At 29.8% G+C, this 14,609-nt stretch carries 17 protein-coding genes; 13 read left to right on the forward strand and 4 right to left on the reverse strand.

What is annotated here, in order from left to right:
- The 4 genes from Q0678_RS09655 to Q0678_RS09670 form a co-directional block, all read left to right on the forward strand.
- Window positions 1-747: BspA family leucine-rich repeat surface protein (locus Q0678_RS09655; RefSeq protein ID WP_299057180.1), on the forward strand; the 747-nt coding region annotated here is incomplete at its 5' end.
- Between the two features lie 76 nt (window positions 748-823).
- Complete coding sequence (locus Q0678_RS09660; RefSeq protein WP_299057183.1) at window positions 824-1,126, forward strand: hypothetical protein; 303 nt, start codon at window positions 824-826, stop codon at window positions 1,124-1,126.
- A 9-nt stretch (window positions 1,127-1,135) separates the two neighbouring features.
- The gene (locus Q0678_RS09665) at window positions 1,136-1,594 is read left to right on the forward strand and encodes a hypothetical protein (protein WP_299057186.1); all 459 of its coding nucleotides are present in this window, start codon (window positions 1,136-1,138) and stop codon (window positions 1,592-1,594) included.
- 76 nt (window positions 1,595-1,670) lie between these two features.
- Complete coding sequence (locus Q0678_RS09670) at window positions 1,671-2,474, forward strand: hypothetical protein (RefSeq protein WP_299057189.1); 804 nt, start codon at window positions 1,671-1,673, stop codon at window positions 2,472-2,474.
- Between the two features lie 274 nt (window positions 2,475-2,748).
- On the opposite strand, the gene Q0678_RS09675 is transcribed toward Q0678_RS09670, so the two are convergent.
- Both Q0678_RS09675 and Q0678_RS09680 read right to left on the reverse strand, forming a co-directional pair.
- Window positions 2,749-3,186: a thioesterase family protein gene (locus tag Q0678_RS09675; protein ID WP_299057192.1), complete on the reverse strand. Its 438-nt coding sequence runs from the start codon at window positions 3,184-3,186 to the stop codon at window positions 2,749-2,751.
- A 10-nt stretch (window positions 3,187-3,196) separates the two neighbouring features.
- Window positions 3,197-5,320 (reverse strand): carboxy terminal-processing peptidase, encoded by a 2,124-nt coding sequence (locus Q0678_RS09680; RefSeq protein WP_299057195.1) that lies wholly within the window; start codon window positions 5,318-5,320, stop codon window positions 3,197-3,199.
- A 218-nt stretch (window positions 5,321-5,538) separates the two neighbouring features.
- On the opposite strand from Q0678_RS09680, the gene surE reads away from it, so the two are divergent.
- The 5 genes from surE to Q0678_RS09705 all read left to right on the forward strand — a co-directional run bounded on the left by surE (window position 5,539) and on the right by Q0678_RS09705 (window position 10,260).
- Entirely contained in the window at window positions 5,539-6,309 is a 771-nt protein-coding gene (surE, locus tag Q0678_RS09685; protein ID WP_299057197.1) for a 5'/3'-nucleotidase SurE, read from the forward strand.
- Window positions 6,297-6,584, forward strand: coding sequence for a hypothetical protein (locus Q0678_RS09690; RefSeq protein WP_299057199.1), 288 nt, complete (start codon window positions 6,297-6,299; stop codon window positions 6,582-6,584). Before surE ends, Q0678_RS09690 begins: the two co-directional genes overlap by 13 nt.
- Window positions 6,585-6,594: 10 nt before the next feature.
- Entirely contained in the window at window positions 6,595-7,704 is a 1,110-nt protein-coding gene (lpxB, locus tag Q0678_RS09695) for a lipid-A-disaccharide synthase (protein WP_299057202.1), read from the forward strand.
- Window positions 7,705-7,783: 79 nt separating this feature from the next.
- Window positions 7,784-8,194: a C40 family peptidase gene (locus tag Q0678_RS09700; protein ID WP_299057205.1), complete on the forward strand. Its 411-nt coding sequence runs from the start codon at window positions 7,784-7,786 to the stop codon at window positions 8,192-8,194.
- A gap of 38 nt (window positions 8,195-8,232) precedes the next feature.
- Complete coding sequence (locus Q0678_RS09705; RefSeq protein WP_299057207.1) at window positions 8,233-10,260, forward strand: ComEC/Rec2 family competence protein; 2,028 nt, start codon at window positions 8,233-8,235, stop codon at window positions 10,258-10,260.
- A gap of 1 nt (window position 10,261) precedes the next feature.
- Here Q0678_RS09705 and Q0678_RS09710 read toward each other — a convergent pair whose 3' ends face one another.
- Both Q0678_RS09710 and Q0678_RS09715 read right to left on the reverse strand, forming a co-directional pair.
- Complete coding sequence (locus Q0678_RS09710) at window positions 10,262-10,498, reverse strand: hypothetical protein (protein WP_299057209.1); 237 nt, start codon at window positions 10,496-10,498, stop codon at window positions 10,262-10,264.
- A 3-nt stretch (window positions 10,499-10,501) separates the two neighbouring features.
- Window positions 10,502-11,107, reverse strand: coding sequence for a thiamine diphosphokinase (locus tag Q0678_RS09715; RefSeq protein ID WP_299057211.1), 606 nt, complete (start codon window positions 11,105-11,107; stop codon window positions 10,502-10,504).
- A 75-nt stretch (window positions 11,108-11,182) separates the two neighbouring features.
- On the opposite strand from Q0678_RS09715, the gene Q0678_RS09720 reads away from it, so the two are divergent.
- Genes Q0678_RS09720 through Q0678_RS09735 form a run of 4 tightly spaced genes read left to right on the forward strand, consistent with a single transcriptional unit; the run spans window position 11,183 to window position 14,587 of the window.
- Window positions 11,183-12,262 (forward strand): diphosphomevalonate decarboxylase, encoded by a 1,080-nt coding sequence (locus Q0678_RS09720; RefSeq protein WP_299057213.1) that lies wholly within the window; start codon window positions 11,183-11,185, stop codon window positions 12,260-12,262.
- 25 nt (window positions 12,263-12,287) lie between these two features.
- Window positions 12,288-12,683: a hypothetical protein gene (locus tag Q0678_RS09725; RefSeq protein WP_299057216.1), complete on the forward strand. Its 396-nt coding sequence runs from the start codon at window positions 12,288-12,290 to the stop codon at window positions 12,681-12,683.
- Between the two features lie 55 nt (window positions 12,684-12,738).
- A complete protein-coding gene (locus tag Q0678_RS09730) occupies window positions 12,739-13,665 on the forward strand; it encodes a mevalonate kinase (RefSeq protein WP_299057218.1) in 927 nt (308 codons plus the stop codon).
- 1 nt (window position 13,666) lies between these two features.
- Window positions 13,667-14,587, forward strand: a complete 921-nt coding sequence (locus tag Q0678_RS09735; protein ID WP_367181514.1) for a geranylgeranylglycerol-phosphate geranylgeranyltransferase — start codon at window positions 13,667-13,669, stop codon at window positions 14,585-14,587.
- The last annotated feature ends 22 nt before the right edge of the window (window positions 14,588-14,609 follow it).

Below are 14,609 nucleotides of genomic sequence, written 5' to 3' on the forward strand. Positions count from 1 at the left end.
AGTAATGTAATTAATATGTCAGAGATGTTTAAGGAAGCTAAATCATTCAATCATCCCTTGGAAGGTTGGGATGTAAGCAATGTGGAAGATATGTCAGAGATGTTTGAAGAAGCTGAGTCTTTTAATCAAGATGTCAGTAAGTGGGAAATTAATAAAAGAACAAAAACATCTATATATGATGGATTATCTTTTGACGAAATAATGTCAAAATTAGAATCCGAATATTTTGGTGAAAATGAATCAGTATCTCAATCAACACTTTCAACCGAAACTAAAAATCGATCTAATTCAATTCAACAAGAAACATTATCAATGTATATCCCAATTTACAATGTAATGATAAGTGAAAAATCAATTGTTAAACAGGTTTTGAAAAAACTTAGAGAAAGTGAATCAAATTCTGATTTAAATAATTACTGTAAAAAATATTTAATGGGGAGTTTTGCAATACCTAATGATCTAAAAGATGAATTAGAAGTTTTAGAAATCAAAATCAGTATATTACAATGTGATACTTATGATGATACTGATATATTTTTTGATTTGGAGTTTGATGTTGTTTTTAATACAAAGACAGAAAAAAAACACGCGATTAAAGCTATTCAGAGTTTTGAAAAAAATAATCATGACTTAAGATGGAGAGCTATTCCTCTTTGGAATCAGAACAATAATAATTTCATTGATAGTTGGGACAAAACTATTATAGAAGAAAGAATTGAGGAAATACCTCAATGGTATGTTGATTAATCTTAGTAAATAAATCTTATCAATCGATATGAGAGAAATATTAGAAAGATATTTAAGTGGTCAGTACATAATTCAAATGGGATGGAACAACTGTCTTAATTCAAAAGAAGATCTACGTTTATTACTAAGTGGTTGGCTACAACTTACAAACGCTGAAACTATTGGAGACCCAAGTCAAGGAGTAGGTGTAAATCCACTTATAAAGTTACGAATTGGAGGAAGAAAATATGTTTTAAATCAAGATACTAAAAGAGAAGGAGTCAAGTTGTTTTTGGAAAATGAAAGAAATAGGAACCAATGGACACTCTCTGAAACAAATAGAGTTTCAAATGCCCTAAATGGAGAGCATATTGCGGGATTACATATGTATAAAAATTAAACAATAATATTGAAAAATTCAAATAGAACTTTACTGATTAAAAAATTCATTTTTATACTTGTATTTTGTCTGCATATTATTAGTTGTGAAACTAATATTGGCTTTGATGATATTGAAATTAGGGAGGAGAATGGTGTCACTGTGGGTTATTTAAAATCTGACAATTCATTATTCACAGGAGATATAATTGAGTTTTATCGTTTACAAACTGATGTAGATTTTAATTCTGCAACTGGAGAATCATATCCTGAATATGAAATATATCCAACAAGAGAAGTACATTTTAAGAATGGACTAGCATCTGATGTTTGGCGATGGTATCATGATGAAGGACTTATAGGTACAGAGATTAGTTATAAAAATGGAAAATATCATGGAGTATTTCAAGAATGGAATGAGCTTGGTGTTTTGCTTATTTCAGAAATATGGGAGGAAGGTGAATTAATCTTTACAAAAGAATTTGAATGAGTATACATGATGATTAAAATAGCTAAAAATCTCTTAAAGTATAAATTAATAACATCGGAATTTAAACAATAATATCATGGGAATATTTGACTGGTTATCTGGAAAAAGAAAACAATCTAAACTGAGCCTTGCTGATCAATATAAAATTTTAACTGACACGCCTGCAAGCATCGACTCTGAAGTTGAGGGTCATAAAATGTTTAAAAGAGATATGACAGGATTATTGGCGTATTTTGAAGAGAGGCCAGATATGGAAAGATTATACAATGAGTTTACTCACTTCACTAGAAATGAGCTTACTGTTAGTGAGTACTTGAATGGTGCCAATGTCATGGATGACCTTGAGGTAAGGTCTGCCGTTAAAAAAGGGTTTGGTGATATTGCAGGGTTCCTAAAAGACATGCTTGAAATTCAAGAAAACGAAGAACTGAGAAAAGACTTCAACGCCTGTAAAGAAGCAGTGTCAATCTTAAAAGTTGAAACTTCTGAAGCTGAAGAGTACTTTCAAGAGTCAGGTGAAAACATAAATAATGGAGACATTCAATCAGCAATCAAAAACCTTTCAAAAGCAATTGAATTAGATCCTGTAAATGGACTTTATTACTACAATAGAGGAACTGCAAAGAAAATAATGCTTGATTATGAGTTGGCAATCCCTGACCTTACAAAATCTATTGAATTAAATTTTGAGCATTTAGAGATGGTGTATTTTAACAGAGCTATGTGTAAATTTCATACTCAGGATATTAAAGGGTCAAGAGAAGATAATAAGAAAGCTAGAGAATTAGGATATGATGAATATGAAGTTGAAGTACTAGAAGGATATATTGATGCTGTTGAGGAATTGGGGTTTGATGAGTTTATGAAACAGTTTGGGTAAAAAGGTTTTTCTTTATATAAGAGAAAGCTGACTTTTTAAGTCAGCTTTTTTTGGTTTTAGACATCACAGATTAAAATGGCTTCTTTTAATGAGGCTATTTTATCTTGCTTTAGAGGAATAAACTCTTGCGCTACATATCCATTATCGCTATTTGTGTGATAGTAATTGCTATTTATGCATACTTTGCTTAAAAGATTAAGTATCATTTAATTAAAAAATCGTCTGCAATTTTTTGCAGACGATTTTTTTTGAAATAAGTATTTATTTATCAGTTTTAAAGAATGATATTTTCAAAATCATCACTTCTTTCTGCGTTTTTAAATAGGTTTGTTGCGGCGTCTGGTGGAGTGGTTAGTTTTCTTTTTGTTAAATCTATCCAGGCACCATAAACTTTAATGATTGCAGATAACTTTCCGGCTTCATTATAAACATGATGTGTAATCTTCCAACGTTCATTATTTTTAGACAAGCCAGATACTTTAAAATCTACAGTAATATTTTCTCCTAAGTGAATTTCTTTTCTAAAAGAAGTTTCTTCTGTAAATAATATAGGGCCAATATTGTGTTTGGTAAATTCTTCAATAGAAAAGTTTTGCGCTTTAAAATAACGAACTCTTACTTCTGCGGCATAATCATTGTACGCAGTATGTCTCATGTGTCTGTTCGGATCAAAATCAGACCATTTTGTATTAAATTCTACTTTAAAACTCATCGTTTTTAATTTAATTTTTTACTAGTGCCGCTGTGTTTTTTATCTTCAATTCACTTAAAACATTTAAAGCTTCGTAAACTGCAATGTCTTTTGATAAATTTTTATGCCAAGCAACTCTTTTGTCGGCTAAAACAGTGTCTTTTTTTATGTCTGGCAACTCGTATTCTGGTGATGAAAAAGTTAAATTAGATGTGTAATCGAAAACTGTTTTAAACTTTTCTGCGTCTTTTTCTTGCGCTTTGTTTTGTTTAGCAAAGTTTTTGTAATTCAAAGAATAAGAAGTGTTGTCTTGTTTTTCTTTTAACCATTTTGCATATTCGTTTATCAACTTAAACTTTTTATCAGAAGCTATTCTTTGTTTGCTGTTATAAATAACATCTGCAAAGTTTTCATAGGTATTTGTTTTTACATAGTTTGCTTGCTTTACTTTGTCCCATATTAAAGCGCCTTCTAAATCTTTTTCTCCGTATGTCATGTAACTAAATCTACTAGGAATTGCTATGTCTGAATATACACCTTCAATTTGGGTAGAACCACCATTAATTCTATAAAATTTTTGAATAGTCATTTTAATGGCTCCTAAATCTTTCTCGTATTTTGTAAATCTATTTATTGGTAATACGCTTTGTACGGTGCCTTTACCATAGGTTTTATTACCACCAATTATTACTGCTCTATTGTAGTCTTGCATTGCCGCGGCAAAAATTTCTGAAGCCGATGCAGAAAATTCATTTACTAAAACAACTACAGCACCTGTCCATTGAGTTTTTGGGTCTACGTCTTGTTTAATAATAGGTTCTTCATCTCTATATTTTACTTGTACAACAGGGCCTTTATCAATAAACAAACCACTAATTTCTATGGCTGTTTTTAAAGAGCCACCACCATTATTTCTTAAATCAATAAGCAAGCCATCTACATTTTCTTTTTTCAGACGTTCAATTTCTTGTTCCATATCTGTTGCAGAATCTCTGTAGTTTTTTTCATCAAAATCGATGTAAAATTTTGGTAAGTCTATGATGCCGTACTTTTTTCCGTTTTTTTCTACAATACTAGATTTTACAAAAGTTTCTTCTAGCTCTACAACATCTCTTATAATAGAGATTACTTTGGTAGAACCGTCAAGTTTTTTCTTTACTGTTAGTTTTACTTCTGTTCCTTTTTTTCCTTTGATAAATTTAATAGCATCGTCTAAGCGCATGCCAACGATGTCTATAGCTTCTTCATCTCCTTGTGCAACCTCTAAAATAATATCACCAGGTTCTAAATCGCCTTGTTTCCATGCTGGGCCTCCAGAAACAAGTTCAAAAATATGGGTGTAAATACCTTTTTTTTGCAATCTAGCCCCAATGCCTTCTAGTTTACCAGACATGTCTTGGTCAAAACGTTCTTTTGTGCTTGGCGCCATGTAGGTTGTATGTGGATCGAAAGCACTAACAACGGCATTTAAAAAAGTAGAAAACCAGTCATCATGTTCTAATTCTTCTATTCTTATGTACAAATCATCCATGTTTTTTAAAACTTCTATTCTTGCTTCTTTTTCTAGTGTCTTAAAATTTTTAATGGGTGTTTTTTTATCTTTTTCTTGTGCGTTTTCTTGTTTTTCTAGCTTTTCTTGAATTCTAATTAAAGTGCTTAATTTTAATTGTTTACGCCAATAATCAATTAATTCATTTTCATTTTTAGCAAATGGTGTTTTTTCATAATCAACATTAATATCTTCATTTTTATTAAAGTTAAAAGGCTGTGCTAGTAGATCTCCATAATACAATTTTGCGTTTTTAATTTTAGTTTTAAAACGCTCGTAAACTAAATTGTAAAAGCTAATATCTTCTTTAAGTAGTTGGTTGTCTATTTGATATTTATATTTAGAAAACTCTTTTAAGTCTTTTTGGGTAAAGTATCTTTTACTTGGGTCTAAACCATTGATAAATTCTTTATAAACATGTTCAGAAAAATCATCATTCATTTCTTTAACCACAAAATGACTTCTAGTAAGAATGTTACGTAATATGTAAATTAGTACTTTATCTTTTTCTGGGTCAGATGTTTTGTTAGTTGCTTGTAAATCTAGGTTGTTTGCAAAAAGAAATAGTGCTATTATAAACGGGGTTATCTTAAATTTTATTTTCATAATGATTTGTAAACGCTATTTTAAATTGTAATTTAAATGAATGCTTTGCTAAGCTACAAAATAAAGTCAAATTTTTAGGTTGTTTCTTCTGTAAAATTACCTTTCGAATAAAAATTTTCTCCTAACAATATTACGTAAAAATCAGAAATAGGATTCTTTACAAAATGTTAAAAAGATAATCGTACAAAATAAATTACATTTGTATTAAAATTTAAAGCATGCAAGACAAGCCATTAATTTTAATTACCAATGATGACGGAATTACAGCTCCTGGTTTAAGAGCTTTAATACAGATAATGAACAAAATCGGTGAAGTTGTTGTGGTAGCGCCAAGTAGCCCACAAAGTGGTATGGGACATGCAATTACTATAGACAGTGTTTTAACTTGCAACCCAATAACCATAGACGAAGGACCACAATTAGAATACACTTGTTCTGGTACGCCTGCAGATTGTGTTAAACTTGCTGTAAACGAAATTTTAAATAGAAAACCAGATTTATGTGTTTCTGGTATTAACCACGGTTCAAATTCATCAATTAACGTTATTTATTCAGGTACAATGAGTGCTGCCGTAGAGGCAGGCATAGAGGGCATACCTGCTATTGGATTTTCATTGCTAGATTTTAATTGGCATGCAGATTTTAAACCTGCTGCAGAAGCCATAAAAAAAATTACTTTAAATGCACTTTTAAACGGAATTCCAGAAGGTATTGTCTTAAATGTAAACATCCCTAAATTAAAAGAGTCTGAATTAAAAGGAATAAAGGTTTGCAGACAAGCAAATGGGGTTTGGAAAGAAGATTTTGACAAACGAAAAAATCCTTCGGGGAAAGAGTATTATTGGCTTTCAGGTGCTTTTGTAAACAAAGACAAAGGACAAGATACAGATGTTTATGCCTTAGAAACTGGTTATATCTCTATTGTACCAGTTCAGTTTGACATGACAGCACATCATATGATTCAAAAAATAAACACATGGGATCTGTAAAAAAAGATATTTTAATCGGAGTTCTTGTCTCTTTAGTAGCCACTTTTGCTGGTGCCTTTTTTTATGTAGAATATTTTTCTAATTATAGTTTTGATGATACGTTATTAAAAGTTCAGCAAGGACAATTATTTGGTAAATTACTATCACTTGCTGCAATTCCTAATTTGCTGGTTTTCTTTGTTTTTATCAAAAAAAATCAAGACAATAGAGCAAAAGGAGTTTTGTTAGCAACAATCTTAATTGCGCTTACAACTTTAGTCATCAAATTTTTCTAAGTAACAAATTATGAAGTATTATATCATTGCTGGCGAAGCTTCTGGAGACTTACATGGTGCAAACCTAATGAAAGCCTTATACAAAGAGGATAGCCAAGCAGAAATTAGATTTTGGGGCGGAGACCTAATGCAAAACGTTGGCGGAGATTTAGTAAGTCATTATAAAGAAAGGGCTTTTATGGGTTTTTTTGAAGTGCTTTTAAATCTTTTTAAAATAATTGGTTTTATTAAATTTTGTAAGCAAGATATTGCCCAATTTAAACCAGATGTTGTGATTTTTATTGACAATTCTGGTTTTAATTTGCGAATTGCTAAATGGGCTAAAACAACTGGTTTTAAAACAAATTATTATATTTCTCCGCAAGTTTGGGCTAGTAGAGCAGGCAGAGTTAAAGAAATTAAAAGAGACATAGATGCAATGTTTGTAATACTGCCTTTTGAAAAAGATTTTTATAAAAAATATGGGTTTGATGCTCAGTTTGTTGGGCATCCTTTAATTGATGCAATTGCCGATAAAAAACAAGTTAATGAGCTTCATTTTAGAAAAGAATATCATTTAAATGACAAACCGATTATTGCACTTTTACCAGGTAGTAGAAAGCAAGAAATTTCTAAAATGTTATTGGTAATGCTGTCTGTAATAGACGATTTTTCTGAATATCAATTTGTAGTTGCTGGTGCACCTAGTCAAGATTTGTCTTTCTATAAAAATATTATAGCTAATCGAAAAGTAGCCTTTATCAATAATAAAACCTACGATTTATTGAGTATCTCATACGCGGCTATTGTAGCTTCTGGCACAGCAACTTTAGAAACAGCTTTGTTTAAAGTGCCACAAGTAGTTTGTTATAAAGGAGGAACTATTTCTTACCTAATTGCTAAAAGAATTATTACATTAAAGTTTATTTCTTTGGTAAATTTAATTTTAGATAGAGAAGTCGTAAAAGAGTTAATTCAGGAAAACTTTAATTCAAAAAATTTAAAAACCGAATTGTCAAAAATTTTAGAGCCAACACACAGAGATAAGTTGTTTTTAGATTATTTTGAGTTAGAAAAACTTTTAGGAGGCACTGGCGCTTCTAAAAAAGTGGCTCAACAAATTGTTCATCAATTTAAATAATAGGATGTTAAAAAAACCTTTCTTATACGTTTTTCTTTTTTCGATAATCATTTTAAGTGCATGTTCTTCATCAAAAAAAGTGATTCAACAAAATAGTACTTTAAAGAGTAAATCTGCTAAAATTATAGCAAAAGCATTAGAATATAAAGGCGTGCGTTATAAATTTGGAGGCACTACAAAAAAGGGGATGGACTGCTCTGGTATTGTCTATGTGGCCTATGCAAGTGAAAAAGTTAATTTGCCAAGGGTTTCTAGAGAAATGGCAAAAGTAGGGAAGCAAACAACGTTAAGAAATGTGGTTAAAGGAGATTTGTTATTCTTTAAAACAAACAGAAAATATAGAAAAATTAACCATGTAGGCTTAGTTGTTTCTCATAAAAAGGGTTCTATTCGTTTTGTGCACGCTACATCTTCTAGAGGGGTTATTGTGTCTTCTTTGTCAGAAAAATACTGGAAAAATGCTTTTGTAAAAGCTGTAAAAGTCTTGTAATTAATAGCTAAGGTTTTTTTCATTAACTTTAGCTAGCTATGAAAAGGATTTTTAATTACTTGCCCTTACACTTTGTTGTACTATTAATAGTCGGTATTTGTTTTCAAAAATTTACCCATTTTTGGGTGTTTTCATTTTTAAGCTCTTTTTTAATATTACTTAGTTTGGCGCTTTTATGCATATTTATAAAGCCAACTATTTTAAAAGCTATTTCGCTGTATCTCTTCTTTTTTGTAATGGGTATATTCGTTTTAGTAATTAATGATGATCGAAATTATTCTTCTCACTACGATTATCATGAATCTGAAAATCCAACAATTATAATTCAGGTTCATAAAGTTTTAAAATCGAATGATTTTTATCAAAAATATGAAGCAAAGGTTGTTAAAGTTAACAATAATCATACTTCTGGTAAAGTGCTTTTAAATGTAAGAAATAAAACATCATTACCTGCTTTTTTTGTAGATGACCGTTTGATGTTAAAAACAGATTTAAAACCAATAATACTGCCAAAGAATCCGCATCAATTTAATTATAAATTGTATTTAGCCGATAAAAATATCTTTAAACAACTATTTTTAGAAGAACCTCAATTTTTAGTATTAAAAAACAAGAAAGCTACTATATTTGGATTGTCTGCACAGTTTAGAAATTTAATCGAGCGATCTTTAAAAAAACATGGATTTAAAAATAACGAATTAGCAGTTATAAAAGCATTAATATTAGGGCAAAGACAAGATGTATCAAAAGAATTAATAACTGACTATCAAAAAGCAGGAGCAATTCATATTTTGGCAGTTTCTGGTTTGCATATTGGTGTTTTATTATGGATTTTGTCTTTTCTTTTAAAACCATTAGAAAAGTATCGCTACGGGGCATTTTTTAAAACAACTATTCTTGTTTTACTTCTGTGGCTTTTTGCTTTTTTATCGGGTCTTTCTGCTTCAGTAGTTAGGGCGGTAACAATGTTTACTTTTTTAGCAATTGGGTTGTCTTTTAAAAGTAAAAAAGCAATAGATTTTGCTTTTATCACTTCTATGTTTTTCATTTTATTAGTAGCGCCTAATTTTTTGTTTGATGTTGGTTTTCAACTAAGTTATTTAGCTGTTTTTGGTATTCTTTGGCTTCAGCCAGCAATAGAAAAAATGTATAAACCTAAGAATTTAATAAGTTCAAAAATTTGGCAGTTAATGACAGTTTCAATCGCTGCACAAATTGCCATTTTACCTTTAAGTATTTTTTATTTTCATCAATTTCCGGGGTTGTTTTTACTCTCTAATTTAGTAATAATTCCTTTTTTAGCTGCAATTCTGTCTGGCGGATTACTAGTTATATTTTTGGCTTTGTTTAACATCTTGCCTCAGTTTTTAGCAGATTTTTACTCTGTTTTTATTACCTATATGAATGCTTTTGTAAAGTGGGTTTCTTTACAAGAAGCGTTTTTATTTAAAGGATTGTTTTTATCCTTTTTTGAAATGCTTACTTGGTATCTTTTTTTCTTTTTTGGTGCTCTTTTTTTTATGAATAAAAGCATTAAAAAGTTACTGTTGTTTTTAAGCGCAATTCTAATTGTTCAAGTTGTATTTTTGATAAATGAAAAACAGTTTGCCAATAAAAAACAATTTCTTGTATTTCATAAAAATAGGGCTTCTATTGTTGGTAAAAGAGAAGGGAAAACACTTTTTTTACAACAAAACATCCTTTTAAAAAATGCTAAAATAGACAATGCTGTTTTAGCATATATAACGGCAGAAGGTATCAATAAAATAAAGCAAACAGATTTTAAAAATGCACTTTATTTTAAAAATTTTCCAATTTTAATAGTAGATAGTTTAGGTGTTTATAAGCTTTCTAATACTCAAAAACCCATTGTTGTTTTACAGAATTCTCCTAAAATCAACATAACAAGATTAATAAAACAGCTAAACCCTGTACAAATTATTGCAGATGGGTCTAATTATAAAACTGATATTATTCGTTGGGAAAAAGAATGTATAAAAAAAGGAATTCCTTTTCATGCAACTTCAATCTCTGGTGCATATGTAAGCACCACTTATATTGAGTAGTTTAATCTGCAACTTCTCCTCTATGAGGCTTTAAGGCATCTCTATAAAATTTCATATCCTTTTCTGCAACAATTATAAAGGCAGAAAATAACATTTCATTTTTTTTTACAATATCAATTTCAAAAAAAGGTACTTTTTCTAAAGCTGCAAATTCTTTTAAATGAATAACATGGTGTTTGGCAGTTTCTTTTGCATCTACGCCTCTAAAATCCCATAATAATTTTATTTTTCTACTCATTTTTTAATGTTTTATGAAAATAAATAAATTTCCTGATTCAAATTTTATTTCTACCAAATTATCGATTGCTTTATTTCTAGTGCCAATTTTTTTGCCAAAAGTCAAGTCTTCATTTAAGAGGTTAAATTGTAAACCACTTGTGGTGATATTTTCTGTTTTCGGAAAAGGAAATAAAGAAATAGTTTTATTGTTACAGTTTTTTATAATTGTTTTTTTCGCCGCCAAATAATAAGTGCTACAATTATCTATAAAGGTAAAATTTAATTTATCTTTTAGAGAAACTACCGTGTGTAAGTTTCCTAAAAAATGGTCTTGCTCTTTACCACTAGCTCCATAAACATCTATCTGGTAGCATTCCATTTTATATAGAATTTCTGCTATTTTATCAAAATCAGTAAAATTTTGATTAGGGGTATAAATAGTTTTAATTTCTTTTGGCAGTTCTGTTAAAGAGTCAAAATCGCCACTTATAAAATGCGGTGTTATCTTGTGGTCTTTTAAGAATTTATAAGCACCATCAGTTGCGCAAATTACATCGTATTTAGATAAATTAGGAAGTTTTTTTGGAGGCTCTCCGTTTAATAATAAAAAGGCGCGCTTTTTTTTCATCAGTACAAAAATACTTAAAAAAGCAATTTAAATAGTTGCTAAAATAGTTTTATCTTTGATGTAAATTTTAAACTTTTGGATACCTCTCAATTTATATCGAAACCCTTAGATAATTTAGTAGAAAACACCCGTTTTACGTGGCAGACACCAAGTAATATTGCACTGGTAAAATATTGGGGTAAAAGCAATCCACAGATTCCTAAAAATGCATCAATTAGTTTTACGCTAAAAAACTGTCATACTATTACCACAATCGATTTTCAGAAGAAAGAAAAAACAGATCGTGTAGTTTTCGACTTGCTTTTTGAAGGTGAAAAGAAAGAAGAATTTAAGCCAAAAATTGCAGACTTTTTTTTAAGAATTCAAGAATATTGTCCTTACATTTTAGAATATAATATGCGCATCAATTCAGAAAATTCTTTTCCACATTCAAGCGGAATCGCTTCTTCTGCAAGTGGTTTAAGTGCTATTGCAATGTGTTTGATGAGTTTAGAAAAGCAGTTAAACACCAATTTATCTGATGCATTTGTAATAAAAAAAGCTTCTTTTTTAGCAAGGTTAGGCTCTGGTAGTGCCAGTAGAAGTATAGAAGGGCCTTTGGTTGTTTGGGGTAATCACCCATTAATAAAGGGCAGTTCAGATTTGTTTGGGGTGCAATTTCCTTTTAAATTACATTCAGTTTTCGAAAACTATCAAGATACTATTTTGTTAGTTGATAAAGGTGAAAAGCAAGTTTCTAGTACCATCGGTCATAATTTAATGCACAACCATCCTTTTGCAGAAAATCGTTTTAAACAAGCGAACGAAAACCTATCAAAAATAACAACTATTCTTCAAGAAGGAGATCAAAAAGCGTTTGTTAATTTAGTTGAAAGTGAGGCGTTAACATTGCATGCAATGATGCTAACAAGCAATCCTTATTTTATTTTAATGAAGCCAAATACATTAGAGATTATTAATAAAATATGGGCGTATAGAGAGGCGAATAATAGTGCTATTTGTTTTACTTTAGATGCTGGTGCAAATGTACATGTTTTGTATCCAGAATCAGAAAAATTAGCGGTTGTAGCGTTTATAGAAAAAGAATTATCTTTATTTTGTCAGAACAATCAATTTATTAATGATCATGTTGGGTTAGGTGCTTTGAAGCACTAATTTATTTGGTATAAAACTATTTTAAATGAGGGTTATTTTTAAGTGTATACTTTTGGTATTGTTGCTTTTTTCAGCAACCGTATCTGCACAAAAGAAAGTGTGGTTAGATGCCGATTTAAAAGAGACTACAACGGTTAATGGTGTTTATTATTCGAATGATATTCAGAATAAAAAAATGGTAACTTACTATTATAAATCAGGCAAAATTTATAAAACGATACCTTATAACGAGGGTAAAATTTCTGGAGTTTTTAATGAATATTACCAAACAGGATCTTTAAAAACAACAGGTAAATACGAAAATGGTTTGCAAGAAGGTGTCTGGAAAACCTACTATTCTAACGGAAAAATTAAAGAAAAAGGAAAATATACCAAAGGCGAAAAAGTTGGTGTTTGGAAATCTTTTTACAAGAATATTTAAGGTGTTTTTAGTTTAGTTATTTAGTTGTATTTTTGTTGTACTATAAAAAAGAAAAATGAAAGGACCATTATTTTATGCTAAAATTCTCCTTTTTGGAGAATACGGAATTATAAAAGATTCTAAAGGTTTAGCAATTCCGTTTAATGCATACAGAGGTGCTTTAAAGACTTCTAAAAATCTTGCAGGAATCTCTAAAACTTCTAACGAAAATTTATTTAAATTTTACAGCCATTTATCTTCGCTAAAAACCAATCTAGTTACTTTTAATTTAACAGCTTTTAAAAAAGACATAGACAGTGGTATGTATTTTGATTCTTCTATTCCGCAAGGGTATGGAGTAGGTAGTTCTGGTGCATTAGTAGCTTCTATTTATGATAAATATGCTAGTGATAAAATTACTGTTTTAGAAAACTTAACAAGAGATAAATTGTTAAAATTGAAACAGATTTTTTCTTTAATGGAGTCTTTTTTTCACGGAAAAAGTTCTGGTTTAGATCCTTTAAACAGTTATTTAAGTTTGCCAATTCTTATCAATTCTAAAGACCATGTAGAGCCAGCAGGAATTCCTTCTCAAAAAGAAGGTAAAGGAGCTGTCTTTTTGTTAGATTCTGAGCAAATTGGAGAAACAGAACCAATGGTAAACATCTTTATGAATAAGATGAAAAACGAAGGTTTTAGAAATATGATTAGCAACGAATTTGCGACTACTACAGATGCCTGTATTGATGATTTTCTTAAAGGAAATGTAAAATCTTTATTCGGCAATGTAAAATTATTATCTAAAATTGTTTTAACAAATTTTAAACCAATGATACCATCAGCTTTTCATAAAATTTGGGAGCATGGTATTGAAACAAACGACTACTATTTAAAACTTTGTGGCTCTGGTGGCGGAGGTTATATTTTAGGTTTTACAGAAGACTTCGAAAAAGCTAAATTAAGCCTTAAAAAGCACAAATTAGAGTTGGTGTATAGATTTTAAAATGATGTTAAGTTTTAAGTTAAAAAGAATACTCTTAAAGCTTTTTAGTTTGTTATCTGTTATCAGAGGCTATAACATACTTGTAGTTATAATTGCACAATATTTAGCCGCTATCTTTATTTTTTCTCCAACAAAAACACTGTACAACATTGTTTTCGATGTGCACTTGTTTTATATCGTTTTTGCCACAATTTGTGTTATTGCTGCAGGCTATATTATTAATAATTTTTATGATGTTCCGGTAGATCGAATTAACAGGCCCTTTAAGACACGTATAGATAATTATGTAAAACAATCTACAAAATTAAAGATATATTTTGCCTTAAATTTTATTGCTTTTGTTTTTGGATGCTTAATTTCTTGGCGAGCTGCACTCTTTTTTTCTGTCTATATTTTTGCAATCTGGTTATACTCGCATAAACTTAAAAAATATCCAGTATTTGGTTTATTATCGGCTGCATTGTTAACAATATCTCCTTTTTTGGCTGTTTTTATTTACTTTAAAAATATTTCAGTAAGTATTATTTTTTATGCTGTTTTTTTGTTTTTGGTTGTATTGGTAAGAGAGTTACTTAAAGATCTACAAAATTTAAAAGGGGCAATTTTAAATAATTATGACACTTTTCCGGTAATTTATGGTGAACGAAAAACAAAACAATTGGCTGTCTTATTGCTGCTAGTTACACTTTTAATAATTGTTGCTTTTACTACAAACGTAACGATAGGTATTATGAAGTATTATTTTTATGGTAGCTTTGTTATGCTGTTTTTTGTAGGTATTTTTATTTGTATATCATCTAGCCTTAAACACTATGCCATTTTACATAACTTGTTAAAAATACTTCTTTTAATCGGTGTTTTTTGGTTGGTTTTAATTGATAAAGCCATTCTTATAGAAAGAGTATTGCATTTCTTTTGTTAAGAGAATTATACTTACTTTTGCA

Source organism: uncultured Polaribacter sp., from assembly GCF_947497125.1.
Taxonomy (GTDB): domain Bacteria; phylum Bacteroidota; class Bacteroidia; order Flavobacteriales; family Flavobacteriaceae; genus Polaribacter.

Excerpts from the sequence above, each read along its gene's own strand:
- Q0678_RS09660 (WP_299057183.1), top strand. The coding sequence starts at position 824 with ATGGGATGGAACAACTGTCTTAATTCAAAAGAAGATCTACGTTTATTA.
- Q0678_RS09670 (WP_299057189.1), top strand. The coding sequence starts at position 1,671 with ATGGGAATATTTGACTGGTTATCTGGAAAAAGAAAACAATCTAAACTG.
- Q0678_RS09675 (WP_299057192.1), bottom strand. The coding sequence starts at position 3,186 with ATGAGTTTTAAAGTAGAATTTAATACAAAATGGTCTGATTTTGATCCG.
- Q0678_RS09680 (WP_299057195.1), bottom strand. The coding sequence starts at position 5,320 with ATGAAAATAAAATTTAAGATAACCCCGTTTATAATAGCACTATTTCTT.
- surE (WP_299057197.1), top strand. The coding sequence starts at position 5,539 with ATGCAAGACAAGCCATTAATTTTAATTACCAATGATGACGGAATTACA.
- Q0678_RS09690 (WP_299057199.1), top strand. The coding sequence starts at position 6,297 with ATGGGATCTGTAAAAAAAGATATTTTAATCGGAGTTCTTGTCTCTTTA.
- lpxB (WP_299057202.1), top strand. The coding sequence starts at position 6,595 with ATGAAGTATTATATCATTGCTGGCGAAGCTTCTGGAGACTTACATGGT.
- Q0678_RS09705 (WP_299057207.1), top strand. The coding sequence starts at position 8,233 with ATGAAAAGGATTTTTAATTACTTGCCCTTACACTTTGTTGTACTATTA.
- Q0678_RS09710 (WP_299057209.1), bottom strand. The coding sequence starts at position 10,498 with ATGAGTAGAAAAATAAAATTATTATGGGATTTTAGAGGCGTAGATGCA.
- Q0678_RS09715 (WP_299057211.1), bottom strand. The coding sequence starts at position 11,107 with ATGAAAAAAAAGCGCGCCTTTTTATTATTAAACGGAGAGCCTCCAAAA.
- Q0678_RS09725 (WP_299057216.1), top strand. The coding sequence starts at position 12,288 with ATGAGGGTTATTTTTAAGTGTATACTTTTGGTATTGTTGCTTTTTTCA.
- Q0678_RS09730 (WP_299057218.1), top strand. The coding sequence starts at position 12,739 with ATGAAAGGACCATTATTTTATGCTAAAATTCTCCTTTTTGGAGAATAC.
- Q0678_RS09735 (WP_367181514.1), top strand. The coding sequence starts at position 13,667 with ATGATGTTAAGTTTTAAGTTAAAAAGAATACTCTTAAAGCTTTTTAGT.